Annotated in this window: 15 protein-coding genes; 3 read left to right on the forward strand and 12 right to left on the reverse strand. The window is 63.3% G+C overall.

Annotated elements, in window-relative coordinates; all coding sequences use genetic code 11:
* The 4 genes from NKJ09_RS28730 to NKJ09_RS28745 all read right to left on the reverse strand — a co-directional run bounded on the left by NKJ09_RS28730 (position 1) and on the right by NKJ09_RS28745 (position 4595).
* The gene (locus NKJ09_RS28730) at positions 1-1092 is read right to left on the reverse strand and encodes an ABC transporter ATP-binding protein (RefSeq protein WP_352481599.1); all 1092 of its coding nucleotides are present in this window, start codon (positions 1090-1092) and stop codon (positions 1-3) included.
* The gene (locus tag NKJ09_RS28735) at positions 1089-2048 is read right to left on the reverse strand and encodes a carbohydrate ABC transporter permease (RefSeq protein WP_352481600.1); all 960 of its coding nucleotides are present in this window, start codon (positions 2046-2048) and stop codon (positions 1089-1091) included. Before NKJ09_RS28735 ends, NKJ09_RS28730 begins: the two co-directional genes overlap by 4 nt.
* Complete coding sequence (locus tag NKJ09_RS28740; protein WP_023721285.1) at positions 2045-2905, reverse strand: carbohydrate ABC transporter permease; 861 nt, start codon at positions 2903-2905, stop codon at positions 2045-2047. The genes NKJ09_RS28735 and NKJ09_RS28740 overlap by 4 nt, the downstream gene beginning before the upstream one ends.
* A 76-nt stretch (positions 2906-2981) precedes the next feature.
* A complete protein-coding gene (locus tag NKJ09_RS28745) occupies positions 2982-4595 on the reverse strand; it encodes an extracellular solute-binding protein (protein WP_352764268.1) in 1614 nt (537 codons plus the stop codon).
* Between the two features lie 373 nt (positions 4596-4968).
* Here NKJ09_RS28745 and NKJ09_RS28750 point away from each other — a divergent pair, with 373 nt between their 5' ends.
* Complete coding sequence (locus tag NKJ09_RS28750) at positions 4969-6000, forward strand: LacI family DNA-binding transcriptional regulator (RefSeq protein WP_023721287.1); 1032 nt, start codon at positions 4969-4971, stop codon at positions 5998-6000.
* Positions 6001-6063: 63 nt separating this feature from the next.
* On the opposite strand, the gene NKJ09_RS28755 is transcribed toward NKJ09_RS28750, so the two are convergent.
* The 3 genes from NKJ09_RS28755 to NKJ09_RS28765 are packed head-to-tail and all read right to left on the reverse strand — an operon-like array spanning position 6064 to position 6946.
* The gene (locus NKJ09_RS28755) at positions 6064-6333 is read right to left on the reverse strand and encodes a hypothetical protein (RefSeq protein WP_352481603.1); all 270 of its coding nucleotides are present in this window, start codon (positions 6331-6333) and stop codon (positions 6064-6066) included.
* The gene (locus tag NKJ09_RS28760) at positions 6324-6689 is read right to left on the reverse strand and encodes an ABC transporter substrate-binding protein (RefSeq protein WP_352481604.1); all 366 of its coding nucleotides are present in this window, start codon (positions 6687-6689) and stop codon (positions 6324-6326) included. Before NKJ09_RS28760 ends, NKJ09_RS28755 begins: the two co-directional genes overlap by 10 nt.
* The gene (locus NKJ09_RS28765) at positions 6665-6946 is read right to left on the reverse strand and encodes a hypothetical protein (protein WP_352481605.1); all 282 of its coding nucleotides are present in this window, start codon (positions 6944-6946) and stop codon (positions 6665-6667) included. The genes NKJ09_RS28760 and NKJ09_RS28765 overlap by 25 nt, the downstream gene beginning before the upstream one ends.
* A 250-nt stretch (positions 6947-7196) precedes the next feature.
* On the opposite strand from NKJ09_RS28765, the gene NKJ09_RS28770 reads away from it, so the two are divergent.
* Both NKJ09_RS28770 and NKJ09_RS28775 read left to right on the forward strand, forming a co-directional pair.
* The gene (locus NKJ09_RS28770; RefSeq protein ID WP_352589779.1) at positions 7197-9329 is read left to right on the forward strand and encodes a TonB-dependent hemoglobin/transferrin/lactoferrin family receptor; all 2133 of its coding nucleotides are present in this window, start codon (positions 7197-7199) and stop codon (positions 9327-9329) included.
* A gap of 2 nt (positions 9330-9331) precedes the next feature.
* Positions 9332-10414, forward strand: coding sequence for an SIP domain-containing protein (locus NKJ09_RS28775; protein ID WP_352496041.1), 1083 nt, complete (start codon positions 9332-9334; stop codon positions 10412-10414).
* On the opposite strand, the gene NKJ09_RS28780 is transcribed toward NKJ09_RS28775, so the two are convergent.
* From NKJ09_RS28780 to NKJ09_RS28800, 5 genes are all read right to left on the reverse strand, one after another.
* Positions 10411-10833 carry an aconitase X swivel domain-containing protein gene (locus NKJ09_RS28780; protein WP_352496040.1) on the reverse strand — a complete coding sequence of 141 codons (423 nt, stop codon included), beginning with the start codon at positions 10831-10833 and terminating at the stop codon, positions 10411-10413. The two genes, NKJ09_RS28775 and NKJ09_RS28780, sit on opposite strands and share 4 nt — an antisense overlap.
* Positions 10830-12077: an aconitase X gene (locus NKJ09_RS28785; RefSeq protein WP_352496039.1), complete on the reverse strand. Its 1248-nt coding sequence runs from the start codon at positions 12075-12077 to the stop codon at positions 10830-10832. The genes NKJ09_RS28780 and NKJ09_RS28785 overlap by 4 nt, the downstream gene beginning before the upstream one ends.
* Before the next feature lie 80 nt (positions 12078-12157).
* Positions 12158-13225 carry an ABC transporter ATP-binding protein gene (locus tag NKJ09_RS28790; protein ID WP_023721291.1) on the reverse strand — a complete coding sequence of 356 codons (1068 nt, stop codon included), beginning with the start codon at positions 13223-13225 and terminating at the stop codon, positions 12158-12160.
* Positions 13225-14013, reverse strand: a complete 789-nt coding sequence (locus NKJ09_RS28795; protein ID WP_031194613.1) for an ABC transporter permease — start codon at positions 14011-14013, stop codon at positions 13225-13227. The genes NKJ09_RS28790 and NKJ09_RS28795 overlap by 1 nt, the downstream gene beginning before the upstream one ends.
* Positions 14013-14882 (reverse strand): ABC transporter permease, encoded by an 870-nt coding sequence (locus NKJ09_RS28800; protein ID WP_352481611.1) that lies wholly within the window; start codon positions 14880-14882, stop codon positions 14013-14015. Before NKJ09_RS28800 ends, NKJ09_RS28795 begins: the two co-directional genes overlap by 1 nt.
* Between the last annotated feature and the right edge of the window lie 40 nt (positions 14883-14922).

Below are 14922 nucleotides of genomic sequence, written 5' to 3' on the forward strand. Positions count from 1 at the left end.
TCAACCTGCTCTCAACGCAAGGCCGGTAGCGGCGTCGAAGACGCGCACCGCCTCCGCCGCAGGCGCGACGACGGCTGTCTGCCCGATCGCCAGCCCGACATCATTGTCGAACACCGCCTTCACCGCGGTCTCTCCCTCGCCAAGATGGATGATGGTGCGCGCGCCGATCCGCTCGACGAAACTCACCGGCATGCAGAGGCCACGGCCGCTTTCGGCCAGCGTCACCTGCTCCGGTCGAAAGCCATAAAACACCTCGCCGCGCATCCGGCTGGCGGCATCGGCGATCTCGACCGGCAGCGGCGGCGTCGCCCCGAGTGGGCCAAGATCGACGACCAGGCCACGGTCACTTTCCGCCAACCAGCCCTTGAGCAGGTTCATGCCCGGCGCACCGATGAAGCGGGCGACGAAGACGTTGGCCGGGTTGTTGTAGACTTCCAGTGGCGTGCCGACCTGCTGCAGCACGCCGTGGTCCATCACCGCGATGCGGTCGGCCATGGTCATCGCTTCGAGCTGATCGTGGGTGACGTAGACCATGGTCTGCCGGAACTGCCGCTGCAGTTGCTTTAATTCGGTCCGCATCACCGCCCGGAAGGCGGCGTCGACATTGGACAGTGGCTCGTCGAGCAGGAAGATCGCCGGCTCCATGATCGCCGAACGGCCAATCGCCACCCGCTGCAATATGTTGACCGAAAGCCGGTCGGCCTTGCGGTCGAGCAGCGGCGTCAGCTGCAGCATCTCGGCAATGGCGCCGACGCGGCGGTCGATCTCGGCCTTTGGTGCGCCGCGCATTTTCGGGCCGTAGGCGAGGTTCTGCCGCACGCTCATATGAGTGAAGATCGCATAGTTCTGGAAGACGAAGCCGACGCCGCGCCGCCCCATCGGCACGCCGGCCATGTCGCGTTCGCCGAACAGGATCTTGCCGCTGGTCGGCTCTTCCATGCCGGCGATCATGTTCATCGTCGTCGACTTGCCGCAGCCGGACGGCCCGAGCAGCGCCATGAACTCGCCGTCGGCAATGGCCAGATCCATCGTCTGCAGCGCAGTGAAGTCGCCAAATTTCTTGACAAGGTTTTGCAGATGGATCGTGCTCATGCCGCCACCTCGCGTACCCGGGCCATGCGTTTCATGGCAAACACAGCGGCGATGGACAGCACGATCAATATGGCCAGCGCGATTGCCGCCACATAGCTCCAGATCAGGTCCTGCGTGGTGAGCTTGTAGATGTAAACGGAGATGGTTTCGGTAGCGACCCCGGGACCGCCGCCGGTCATGATGTAGAGGGTGTCGAATATTTTGAAGTTCTCGATCACCCGGATCGCCAGCGCAATGATGATGATCGTCTTCATCTTCGGCAGCACGATGGTGACGAAGCGCTGCCAGGGGTTGGCGCCGAGCAGCGTCGCCGCCTTGATCTGGTCCTCCGGCACGCCGACCAGGCCGGCAAGCAGGATCAGGAACATTAGCGGCGTCCACTGCCAGATGTCGGCGACCATCACCGCGATCAGCGCCAGCGTCGGATCCGAGAGCCAGGCGATGGTGACGGGAAAGCCTGACATCGCCGACAGGATGTCGTTGACCGGGCCGCCCGACTGAAACAGCATGAAGAACATGTAGCCGGCCACCGCCGGCACCACCATCATCGGCATCAAGAGGATCGAATAGAAGATCCGCTTGCCGGGAAATTCGTCCGCAAACAGCGTCGCCAGCGCGAGGCCGAGCAGGAACTCCGCCGGCACGCAGACGATCATGACGATGGCCGTGCGCTTCAGCGCGCTCCAGAAGCGCGCGTCCGCGGCAAGGTCGGTGTAATTGGCGAAACTGTTCCACATCGACCAGGCATTCCACCAGCCGGTGCCCGACAGCGGCGACCAGTCGGTCAGGCTGATGTAGAGCTGCATCAGCAGCGGGAAGACGGCGATGAACAGCACCAGGATCTGCGCCGGCAGGGTCAGCCGGAATCCGAGCCGCGCGCCCTCGTCCGGCAACACCGACGCCGCCTTGGAGGCTTGCATGTCGCCCTCCGAAATCGTGGCTGTCACCGAGCTCATTGCTTGAGCGCCCCGAAGGTCAGCCCGCGCACCAGATGACGCTGGATGGCGATGCCCATGATCACCGGCGGCACCGCGGCGATCAGGCCGAGAGCTGCCTTGGCGCCGTAGAGCTGTCCGGTCATCGAGGAGGACAGCGAGGCCATGTAGACCGGGACCGTGACCCATTCGCGCGTCGTCAGAAGCAGCGCAATCAGATAGTCCGACCAGTTGAGGATGAAGACGAACAGCGCGGCACTGGCCAGCGGCGCCCGCATCATCGGCAGCGTGATGCGGGTGAAGACGCGCCACCGCGAACAGCCCTCGACCAGTGCCGCCTCCTCGATCTCGCGCGGCATGTCGTCGAAGAAGGTCTTCATCAGCCAGAAGGCGAAAGGCAGCGTGACGATGCCGTAGATCAGCGACAGCCCCCACCAGCTGTCGGTGAAGTTGAGGAAGGCCCACATGATCATCACCGGGGTCATGACCGCCATCGGCGGAAACAGGCGAAGCTGGATCAGCGCCAGCGGCAGGTTCTGGCCCGAGTTGAAGCGCGACAGCCCGTAGGCCGCCGCTGTGCCCGCCGACATGGCGATCGCCGTGCCGAACGTGGCCGACAGCAGCGACGACAGGATCGGCTTCAAAGCTGTGCGGTCGAGCGCGACGATAAGATTGTTGGTCGATTCACCGAAGACGAAGCGGAAATTGCTGAGTGTCGGGTTCTTCGGCCACCAGGTCAGGTCGGCGCCGGTCGCCGACCATTCGGCGATCGGCTTGAACGCCATCGACATCATCCACAGGATCGGCACCAGCGTCACCGCCATTGCCGCAAAGATCGCGGCATAGCGGAATATCTCGAAAGGAACTGAACGCTTCATCTTGCGGCTTTGCTGGGTCCTTCGTTATCGAGGGGAAGAGCAATCACTCCTCCCCTCTTGGTAAGATCCGGGAGGATCAGGCGATCGGATCGAGAACGGTGGGCCAGGCCTCCTTGTTGGTCTTGATGGCTTCGAGAAGCTTCTCCTCGCCGGTGCGGCGGGCAATCTTCTTCCACTCGGCCTCGGTGTCGGCCATCGCCTGCTCTGCTGTCTTGGCCTTGGTCAGCGCGGCGACGAGGTTCTCGTCCAGCGCATTGTGGAAGGCGGTGGCGCCGGGATAGTTGATGGTGGGCACGGTGCGGGCGACCGTCTCGCGCACCACGTCCATGTGGTAAGCATGATAGGTCTGGCGGACCAGCGGATCGGAGAAATCCGACAGCCGGAACGGATCGAAGTAACCGCCCGGGTTGGCGGTCATCCACGCATAGATGCGACTAGATCCCAGCCATTGCAGGAACAGGTAGCAGGCCTCCGGGTTCTTGGCCTGCGAAGACACCGACGCCGACAGATTGAGCCACAGCACCGAACGGCTGACCAGCTTGCCCTCGATCTCGCGGCCGGGCGGCAGCATCGAGCCGATCTTGCCGGTGACAGCTGAATCCTTGTTGCCGGCATTATCGAGGAATTTCGGCAGATTGGAGAAGGCGCAGGTCATGGCCGCACCGCCCTTTGCGAAATTGCCGTACTGCTCCGGCCAGCCCCAGGAGATCGCATCCGGCGAATGGTGCGCAAGCGACGCGATGTACTCGCTGGTCGCCGCAATACCTTGCTCCGAATTGATCAGCGGCTTGCCGGTATCGTCGAACAAGAACTGATTGGGCGAAGCCATTGAGACATAACGCTGATACCAGTTGGTATAGCCCCAGCCCTGGTTGCGCAGATCGGTCGAGCCGAACAGGCCCTTGTCCGGGCGCTGGAAGAAGGCTGCGATCTCGTCATGCTGCTTCCAGGTCTTCGGCGCCGCCAGTTCATAGTCGTATTTGTCGGAGAAGGCCTTCTTCTCGGCTGCGTCGCCGAACAGATCGGTGCGGTAGACCCAGGTCTGGAAGTCGCCATCCAGCGACACGCCATAGGTCGAGCCGCGATACTGATTGAGCAGCGAGACGCCCTTGGCGCCATTGACATAGCCGCGCTCGGGATCGTCCCATTCCGGCTTGTACTGCGCGACGAAGTCGTCGAGCTTGAGGATGCCCCCGGTTTCGGCGAGGTCGCCAAGACGGTTCCATTCGACCGCGTAGATGTCATACGCCCCACCCTTGGTGGAGATGTCCTGCATCGTCTTGGTGAATTCCTGGCCATTCGGCACACCGACGATCTCGAGCGGAATACCGGTTTCCTTCTCCCAGAGATCCTTGATCGACGGCGCACCGGCCGGAAACGGCTGTGTCAATTGGCCGATCGAACCATCGGACAGGCCAAGCACGATCTTGGCCGGCGCCTTGCCGGCGCCCTTCATCGCCTTGGCCGCCTCAATGGCGCGGCCCTCGGGCGTGTCGGCGCCATATTGATAGCGCTCCGAGCCGTCGAAGCCCGTCGGGCCACCGATCATGCCGGGCGCCAGGGCATCGGCCGCATAGGCACGGCTTGGGCGAATGAATTTCGGTGCGATACCTGCGGCAGCAACAAGGACTGCCGCCTTTCCACCGGACGCCAGCAAACGGCGCCGCGACACGCGGATCAAATTCGACATTGGAACTCCTCCCTCAGGGCCTTGTTCCTCCACGGCCCTTATGATGGATATTGACGGCACTATACGAAGCCTGTCAACATCATAAATAATCAAGACACCTCATAACATCTCATGGGAGGGGACGAATGGCGTGTATCAAGGCACTCACACTGAAGCCGGTGCTTGAATTTGAGGGAGCCAGGCTGCCCACCTCCCCGCTTTGGTCCGTTTCGGCATTTTGGTGTAGCGCGGCAGCTTGCGTATCGGCCAAGGCTGGTTACATCATTTCCCATCAGAATCGCGGCTGGCGATGAAGCTGCCGCTTCGACAGCGGACCCATGAAATGCGTAATCTCGATGCGCCCTTGGCGCATTTTGGAATGAGGTGATCGACAGTGCGGTCCACCCTGACAGACATAGCCCGGGAAGCCGGCGTTTCCGCCGCTACGGTCGACCGTGTGCTCAACAACCGCGCCGGGGTCAGGGCGCGCACCCGCGAGGTCGTGCTCGAAACGGCGCAACGGCTTGGCTATATCGCTGAAAATTCGAATAATCCGAACTCGCGCAACGCGATACCTGGTGAGGTTATACGGCTCGATTTCGCCCTGCCCGCCGGCACCAATTCCTTCATCAAGATGCTGCACCGCCAGATCGAGGCGCAGGCGCAGTCGCGGCCGGACCTCGACGTCCGCGTCGCCACTATCGAAGGCTTCAATCCGGACCGGCTTGCCCGGCTGCTGCAGGAATTGCACGGACAGACGCAAGGCGTCGGTGTGATCGCACTCGACCATCCGACGGTGCGCGAGGCGATCCGCTCGCTTTCGGCCAGCGGGGTCAAGGTCGTTACCATCGCTTCCGACATCCTGCATGTGCCGCGGGTCGCCTATATCGGCATCGACAACCGCGCCGCCGGCCGGCTCGCCGGCTACCTGCTCAACCGCTTCATGGGTGCAGGGCGTCCGGGCAAGGTCGCGCTGTTCGCCGGTTCGCTCTCCTACCGCGGCCACGAAGAGCGCGAGATGGGCTTCCGCCACATACTGACGGAAGAATCGCCCAATCTGCAGATCGTCGAGATGCGCGAAATGCTCGACGATCGGGAAAAGGCCTATTCGGAGGCTTCCGCCCTGCTGGATCGGCACCCGGACCTGGCCGCCATCTACAATGTCGGCGCCGGCAACACCGGCATCGCCCGCGCGCTACGGGAACGCGGGCGTGCACTGTCGACGGTCTTTCTCGGCCATGAAGTAACGGAAGGCACCAAGGAGCTTTTGCTCGACGGCACGCTCGACGCGGTCATCGACCAGAACCCGCGCGTCGAAGCCCGCGAAGCGCTCAACACCTTGACCCATGCGGTCAGGGGATTGCCTTACGAACTGCACCAGCCAAGGCTGCAGGTGATCTTTAGGGAAAGCATCCCGGAGATCTGAACGGAAGCTTGGGGCAGATGGGGCGCGAGTACCCACTGAACATGACGTCATAAAGTTCATGACTTAGTCGGCGTCTGCTGTCTCCGAATACAGCGCCTGCGCCAGGTCGCGGACTGCATCGGCGGTGCGCGGGCCAAAGCCGACCATATAGGCGCCGTCCAATACGATCAGCGCCTTTGCCTTCGCCGCCGGCGTGGCGCTCAGCGCGCGCGTGGCGAACACCTGCTCGGCGGTGGGTCCGCCCTTGCCGTCGCTCATCATCAGGATGACGTCGGGCGCCATTTCGATCAGCTTCTCCTCCGACGCTGCCTTGTAACCCTGCATTACGGCCATCGATTGATGCCGCCGGCATAGCGGATGATCGCGTCGGCCGCAGTGCCCGCACCGGCAGCACTCAGCCGCACGAGGCCGTGGAAGAACACCACCTTCTTGCGGCGCTCGGCCGGCATTTTCGCGGCCAGGTCGGCAGCGGCCTGGAAGGCGTCGAGCACTTGCCTTGAAACCTTCCTGCCCTTGTCCTCGAGGTGGAGCGAGGCAGCGATCAACGTAATCTTGTGGTCGATGCCTTGAGGACTGTTGTCTTCCGGGACAAGAACAATCGGGATCGCCAGCGATTTGAGCACTTCGATCGCCTCCGGCGGCCCACTGTCTTCGGCCGCCAGGATCAGGTCCGGGCGAAGCGCGACCAAGCCTTCGGCGGACAACTGCGCCGGTAGCCGACATTGGGCTTTTGCGCGACGGAAGCGGGATATTTGCTGCCGCGATCGACGGCGATGATCCGCTCGCCGGCACCCAGCGCATCGACGATCTCGGTAACATCGGAACCGAGTGTCAGGATCCTGGTTCCCGGACCGGTCGCGACGGTGCGCCCCGATGCATCGACAATCGTCTCGGCGGCCAGCGCCTTGAAGCCGCAAGACGGCGCAAGAGCAGAAAGCGCCAGCATCAGCACCGCCACCATCCCGCCCAATTGAAACCAGCGCGTCTGCCTCCACCGTCTACCGCTGCAGACCCCGCCGTTTCGCTGCTCCATTTTAGATAATTCGGTCATGGTCGCGGCCTGTAAAATTAAGTTGACTATTATCATCATGTTTTAATAAGTAGCCCTGCCCGGCCCGCGTGTCGAGGCTTCTCCATCATGCCAGCCAGGGCCAACGGCCGCCGCCAGCAATCTTTGCTTTTCCGGGGCTGCACGCATGAAACTGACAAGCAACAAAACCTTGATGGCGTGCACCGCGCTCGCCTTCGCGCTCGGCCTGTGTGCCGCGCCGCCCGCCGCAGCACAGGAGCCGGAGAAGAAGGGCGCCGCCGCCAAGGCCGACCGGCCGGTCAAGCCGCCCCAGCAGGCCAGGACTGGGCAGAACGAGCCGACCGTGCTCGACCTGATCACCATCTCGGCGACGATGATCAAGACGGCGATCATCGAATCGATGGCCGCCATCAGCGCCGTCGATCAGGAAGAACTCGAACGCATCCAGCCAGACACCGCCGCCGACATGTTCCGCACCACGCCCGGCGTTGCCGCCTCGATGAACGGCGACGATCCGGCGACCGCCATCAACATTCGCGGCCTCGAACAATATGGCCGCGTGGTGGTGACGCTCGACGGCGCCCGCCAGGATTACTGGCGCGTCGGCCACGGCTCGGGCTCATTCTATGTCGAGCCGGAACTGATCAAGGAAGCGACCGTCATTCGCGGCCCGGTCTCGAATGCCTATGGTTCGGGCGGCATCGGCGGCGTCGTCTCCTTCGAAACCAGGGATGCCGGCGATTTCCTCAAGCAGGAGGAACGCTGGGCGCTGAGCGAAAAGCTGGGCTATGAGGGTAATGGCGACGGCTTCACCACCAGCACCACCGGTGCCTACCGTTTCAGCGACGACGCCGACATCATCGGCAACGTCATTTACCGCGACCGCGACAGCTACACCGATGGCAATGGCGACACCGTGCCATGGACCGGAGAGAGCATCACCAGCGGCTATGTGAAGGCGACCCTGCGGCCCGCCGACGGCCACGAGCTCAAGCTCGGCGCGATCCTTCAGCGCTACAGCGACCAGGTCACCGGATCGAGCGGCTCGACCTCGCCGACGCTGAGCCGCTACGACACCGACACGACCAACCAGACCTACACGGCTGGCTATACGTGGAGGCCGGACGACAACGAGCTGGTCGACCTCAGTGTCAACGCCTACCACAACCGCACGCGCGCCGAGCAGACGCAGGTCTGGCCGGCAACGGCGATCGGCAACTTCCGCTACTACGACGTCGCCACGAGCGGCTTCAACCTGAAGAACTCCTCACGCTTCGATGCCTGGGAGATCGCTCACACCCTCACCTACGGCCTCGATTACTACTATCTGAAGGCTTCGTCGGACGCCGCGCATTTCGGCGCCGGCGAACAGCAGGGCTATGGTGGCTTCCTGCAATGGCAGGGCGACTATGAGAACTGGCTGCAGCTCATCGCCGCCATGCGCTATGACGGCTATCAACTCGACGGTGAGACAAAGACCGTGCCGCCGGCGGAAGCCTCGATTTCCGGCGACCGCTGGTCGCCGCGCCTCACCGTCGGGTTAACGCCATTGGAAGGTTTCCAGCTTTACGGCACCTATTCGGAAGGCTACCGGGCGCCGGGCCTGCAGGACGTCTACCGCGGCGGCGGCGCGCATGGCGGCGGCGACAGCTACCAGCCCAACCTGCTTCTGCAGCCCGAAACGGCGAAGAACTGGGAAGCCGGGATCAATCTTAGATATGACGATGTGCTGGCCGCGGGTGACCTGTTTCGTGCCAAGGTCAACGTCTTCCACACCGCCGTCGAAGATTATATCGACGTCGACCTCACTGTGTTGCCGCGCACGGCGATCAACATCGGCGACGCACGGCTGAAGGGCATCGAGGCCGAGGCCGTCTACGACTATGGCTGGGGTTTCGTGAACCTCGCCGGCGCCCTGATCGACGCCAAGGTCGTCAGCGGCGTTTACTCCGGCCAGGCGCTGAACAACACGCCGCTCGACCGCTTCTCGGCGACCGTCGGTTTCCGCATGCTGGAGGACCAGTTCACCGTCGGTGCGCAATATCTCAGCGTCGGCAAGATCACCCGGACAAGCCGCACCAACCCCGACGCGCCGCCCGTGGTCGATGAAGGCTTCGACCTGGTCAACGTCTTTGCCAACTGGCGCATCAATGACCATGCCAAGCTCGATTTCGGCGTCGATAACGTCTTCAACACCGCCTACACCGACCCGCAAAGCGCCTGGTCGACGACGGCGGCAACGGAACAGGGCAAGGGCCGCACCTTCAAGGTGGCGCTCACAGGCAGGATCGGAGGTTGAGAATGAGGCAAGCATCAGCGAGCGGACTGGCCTGCGAAGCGCGCTTGAACCTGCGCAACCTGCCGCATTACATCGACCGCATCAGCGACAGGCTGCAAAGCTTCGATGCCGATGCCTCGCGCGAGGGGCAGCGGCTCGACTTCCGCTTCGCCTTCGGCGACGCGTCCCTTGACATGGAGCGGCTGGTGATGCGGGCCAACGCCGCCGACCGCGATGGGCTGGCCCGCATCAAGGACCTGCTGGCTACCGCTGTCGAAGTCTATGCCAAGGAAGAAAAACCCGAGATCGTCTGGACCGGCGATCTCGCCGAAGAAACCCGCCTTGCGCAGTTCCGTGAGATGGTCGTCACCCAGGTCGGCGACCTGACCCCGCATATGCGCCGCATCCGCTTCGCCGGCGAGGATTTGACGCGCTTCGCAAAATTCGGCGGCATGCATATCCGCATGCTGTTCCCGACCAGGGATGTCCCCGATCCGCTCTGGCCCGTGCTTGGCAGCAATGGCTTGCCGGCCTGGCCCTCGGACGACAGGCGCCCGGTAGCGCGCGTCTATACCATTCGAGCCCTCGACGTCGAAAACGGCATCATCGACGTCGACTTCCTCATCCATCCCGGCGACAGCGTCGGCGCCTGCTGGGCCATGCAGGCGGCGCCTGGCATGAAGATCGGCATCATGGGGCCGGTCGGCCGTCCGGTACGACCGGCATCATGGTATCTCATGGGCGCCGACGAAACCGGCCTGCCGGCGCTGGCCCGCATGCTGGAGACGCTGCCCGCCGAGACCAAAGGCGTGGCCTTCATAGAGATCGCCGACGACGGCGAACGGCAGGCCATCGACAACAAGACCGGTATCGAGCTGCATTGGCTGCCGAGAAATAGCGTGCCGGCCGGGCTCGACGACAGGCTGGCGCGCGCCATCCGGTCGGTCGCATGGCCGACCGGTTCGGCATTCGGCTGGTTCGCGGCCGAAGCAGCCGCCGCCAGGACCGTGCGCGAACACTGGCGTGGCACGCTGACGCTCGGCCGCAACGAAACATTGGCGGCAGCCTACTGGCGGCGGGGCGCGGCGGGACTGATGGCCGGCTAGATCTTGCTCACCATCGCTTGGGCATCTTCGCCCAGATCGATTGCGATCCGGTCGTCGGAGACAATGCCTGATATCTCGCAGACGACCAGCGGCATGCTGATTTCATAGAGGAATTCGGCAACGATGGCGCCGACGGCAAGGATCGGGTCCGGCCGCTCCAGGATAATGCCGGCCGGCGCCGTGCCCCTGCGGATCGCTTCGGCCAGAACCGAAGACGAGGACGACGACCCCCGCCCGCTCGGCATCACCAGGATCTTGCCGGCGATGTTGCCGCCGAGGTTCGGGTGCGAATGGTCGATGATGTCGCCCGTTTCGACGTCGATTCCGCCCCAGAAGCTGAGCGCCTGCGAAAGCACCAGCGCCGGGCCTTGTGCCGAGCCGGCAAGGTGGAATGTACCTGTTCTGTCCGGCCCCCTCATGGCGCGCCTCGCACGACGCGGCCGGCAGCAGCCGAGCGGACGCAGTCCTCCATGTCACCGAAGGCCACCGAGACACCGATATTGCCAGGTGCGTAATGCGCCCATTTGCCCGAATTGGTCATCACCACACCGTCGAGCCGCTCGATGATCGTGGTGACGTAAGTGCAGGTGTCGGCGACCGGAACGAGGCCGAATGCTCCCATGCCGGCCAGTGCGCCTTCGTCCTGCAGCCGCGCCAGGGTGGCACGCCCTGTGTTGACATAGATCGGAACGCCTCTGCCCGGCGCGACCTCGCGCAGCAACGGCAACAGGCGCATCCATTCCTCGTAGGAGAAATGCGGCGTGCCTAACGAGACGGCGGCAAGCAGCACACCGTCGGGGACGCTCGATAGCCTGGCCAGAGCATGGTCGATGTCGGCGCAGCTGATACGGATTTTTTGCTCCGGCACCAGGCCGTGCAACGCCTCATCGCGGGTCTTCGCCTCCGGTGTGATGCCGACGGCATGAAATAGCGCCACCGCGCCCGTCGTTGCCGCCGCCGCCCCCAGCGCCTTCAGTTGGTCCTCGTCGCGCGGCGGCGGCAGGCCCGATATCACCGGAATGCGGTCGCCACTCCTTTGCCCGACGATCAGCCCGACGCCGACAAACAGGGCGTCGGTAGGCTCGAGGCCGCCAGTCAGCTCGAACAGTACCTGGCCACGCCGGTTTTCGATCAGGTGCAACCCCCAGGCTGGCGCGCGCCCGGTGATTGCGCAGCACAAATCGATAAAATCGCCATAGCGGTTGGTCCGCGCACCGATCACCGAATTGGCAAAGACGATGGCGTTGGATTCACCCCAGGCAATCTGCTCGCCAAACCCTGGCCGAAACCGCGTCTGATAGGGCGCGCAGGTGAAAGTCGCCTGGCAGCCGAGTTCCAGATGCGCCTTCATCAGACGGCGCGCCGGCACTTCTTCCGCGGCTGTCATCTTCACCAGTCCAGGATGGATCAGATCGAACGAGCCGACATTCAGCGTCGTTGGCACTCGAACGCGGCCGCCGCCCTCGATCAGCCTTTCGACGAAATCGAGGCTGGCCTGGCCGTGATAGAGGCAGCCGTCGATATGGGCACCGGCAATGTCCAGCAATTTGCGCGCGTCGACCGCCTTCGCGAAGGCGACCAGGATCTTCATGGCGGCAGCCGCTGCCGAGCCTTGCTCGCCATGCAGCATCGACTGGTCGCCCGCATTCAATTCAAGGGGCATCGAGCATTCCGCTTCGGAGTTTGCCCGACCATGCTTTCCCCGATTGCCGACCGCCTGGCAAGACTGAAGGATTGGATCTGCTAGCTCGCGTCGATCAGCACCGTACTCTCGGACGACCAGCGCAGCACCACCTGTTGTCCTTCCGCCAGCTTTTCGATGCCGGTGTTCTGCACGATGACCTTGATTGTCTGGCCATCGCGATCGACAAAATATGTGCTGTTGTTGCCGGCGAAGATACGCTTGGAGACCCGCCCCGTGAGTATGTTGGCATGGGCTCGGTCCGGAACGCCGGCATTGGTGGCGATGCGGATTCGTTCGGGCCGCACGGCGCAGCTCGCCTTCATGCCGGCGACAAGCGTAACCCCCGCGCTTGCGGCAATCCCCGTTCCGTCAGGCAGCCGGATGCCCGTACCAGTGGCGTTGCCGCGAAGGATGTTCGCGTCGCCCAGGAAGGTGGCGGCAAACTCACTCTTCGGCCGATCGTAGATCTCCTCGGGCGGGCCTTCCTGCACCAGCTTGCCATCGCGCAGAATGCCGATGCGGTCGCTCATCGTCAGCGCTTCTTCCTGGTCGTGGGTGACGAAGATCGTGGTGATGCCGATCTCGCGCTGAATACGCTTCAATTCGATTTGCATGTCCACGCGCAGCGCCTTGTCGAGCGCGCCGAGCGGCTCGTCGAGGAGAAGCACGCGCGGCGTGGTGACGATCGCGCGAGCGAGCGCCACCCGTTGGCGCTGGCCGCCGGAGAGCTGGTGCGGCCGGCGACCACCGAGCGTGCCGAGTTGCACGAGGTCGAGTGCGCGCTGCACCTCGCTGGCAATCACCGCCTTGGGCTCGCCGCGCACCGACAGTCCGAAGGCGACATTGTCGGAGACGCTCATATTGGGAAAGAGCGCGTAGTTCTGGAACACCATGCCGATGCGCCGCTTCTCCACCGGCACCCGCTCAACACTTTCGCCGCCTATGGAGATGCGACCAGAGTCGGGAAAGTCGAAGCCTGCGATCTGGCGCAGCAGCGTGGTCTTGCCGCTGCCGGAGGGACCGAGCAGGGCGTAGAAGCCGCCGTCGGCGAAATCGATCGAGACATCGTCCAGCGCCTTGTGCGCGCCAAAACTGCGCGACACATTCGATACCTGCACGCCCGCCATTATTTCTCTCCGCCGAATTTGAAGAAGCGCGCCGTCAGCAGCATCAGCGCCATCGACACAACAATGATGATCGTCGAGACAGCATTGATCTCGGGCGTGAAACCCTTGCGGATCGCCGCGTAGATTTCGACCGGCAGCGTCGTTTGGCCGGGCGTCGACAGAAAGTAGGAGACGACGAACTGGTCGAAGGACACGGCGAAGGCGAACAGCCCGCCGGCAATGACGCCCGGCATGATCCAGGGCAGCGTGACGCGGTTCGTCACCTGCCATTGATTGGCGCCGAGCGAGCGCGCCGCCTCTTCGAGCTCTGGCGCAAATGTCTGCAGCCGGGCCGAGACGACGACGATGACATAGGGCAGCGCCAACGCCACGTGGCCGAGCAGGATGGCATGCAGCCCGCGGCCGATGCCAACGCCGAAAAAGAAAATCAGCATCGCCGTGCCAGTGATCAGCCACGGTATGGCGATCGGCGGAAACAGCAGCGCCTGCAGGAATTTCTTACCGCGGAAGTCGTAGCGATAGAGCCCTAGCGACGCCGCGGTGCCGAGCGCGGTGCAGATGATGGTAGTGATGACGGCGATCTCGACGCTGTTTCGCGTGGCCGCGATCAGCTGATTGTTCTGCCAGAGCGAGGCATACCATTCCGTCGTCCACTCGAACGGCAGTTGGTAAAAGGGCGAGACGTTGAATGACATCAGCGCCATGATGATGATGGGCAGGTACAGGAAGGCGAGCAGCATCAGAATGTAGACCCGGCCGAGCCATTCCAGGATTCGGGTCGTCGCCACTAAGCGGCCCTCCGCAGCACCGGCGAAGTAACCGCCAGGATGACCAGCACCACAGCCAGCAGGATGAAGGACAGTGCGGCACCCAGCGGCCAGTTGAACACGGCAACGAACTGGTCCTCGATGACAGTGCCGTAGAAGGTGCCGGTGCGGCCGCCGAGGATGCGCGGTTCCATGAACGAGCCAACGACCGGCACGAAGATGAGTACTGCGCCCGCCACTAGCCCCGGCATCGACAGCGGAATGATGACCCGCTTCAGCACCTGCAGCCGCGAGGCGCCGAGCGAGCGCCCAGCCTCGATCAGCGAGTCATCGATGGCCTGCAGGGTCAGATAGCAGGTCAGCACCATGTAAGGCACGTAGGAGTGCACCAGCCCGATGATGACGGCCGGATAGGAATACATGAGATCAATGTTGATCTTGAACGGCAGCACGGCGTTGAGCGCTGTGTCGAGAATGCCCCCTTCACGCAGCACCATCGCCCACGAGAAGATGCGCACCAGCCCGTTCGACCAGAACGGCAGGATGACGAGCAGGAAAATCGCCTCGCGGCTGCGGCCTTTCAGCACCTTGGCCAGCACGTAAGCGGCGGGATAACCGATGACGATGCACCACAGCGTCACCTCGAGGCCGAGGCGCAGCGAGGCCACCAGCAATGTCAGGTAAAGGCTTTGTGAAAAGAAGGCGGCATAGTTTTCGAGCGTGAATGCCCACGGCTTTCCCGATAGCGGCAGATCGGTCATGAAGGAGAAGAAGACCATGGCCGAGAGCGGCAGGAAAATTGCAACCGTCAGCCAGAGATAGGCAGGCGCCAACAGCGGCAAGGCCGATCTCAGCCCGCTGCGCGACGCGGCTGCGATCTGTACTGCCATGACATCTCCTCCCAGGATAGGAAGGATCAGCCGACATTGA

This window comes from Mesorhizobium sp. M0189 (assembly GCF_040322135.1).
Taxonomy (GTDB): domain Bacteria; phylum Pseudomonadota; class Alphaproteobacteria; order Rhizobiales; family Rhizobiaceae; genus Mesorhizobium.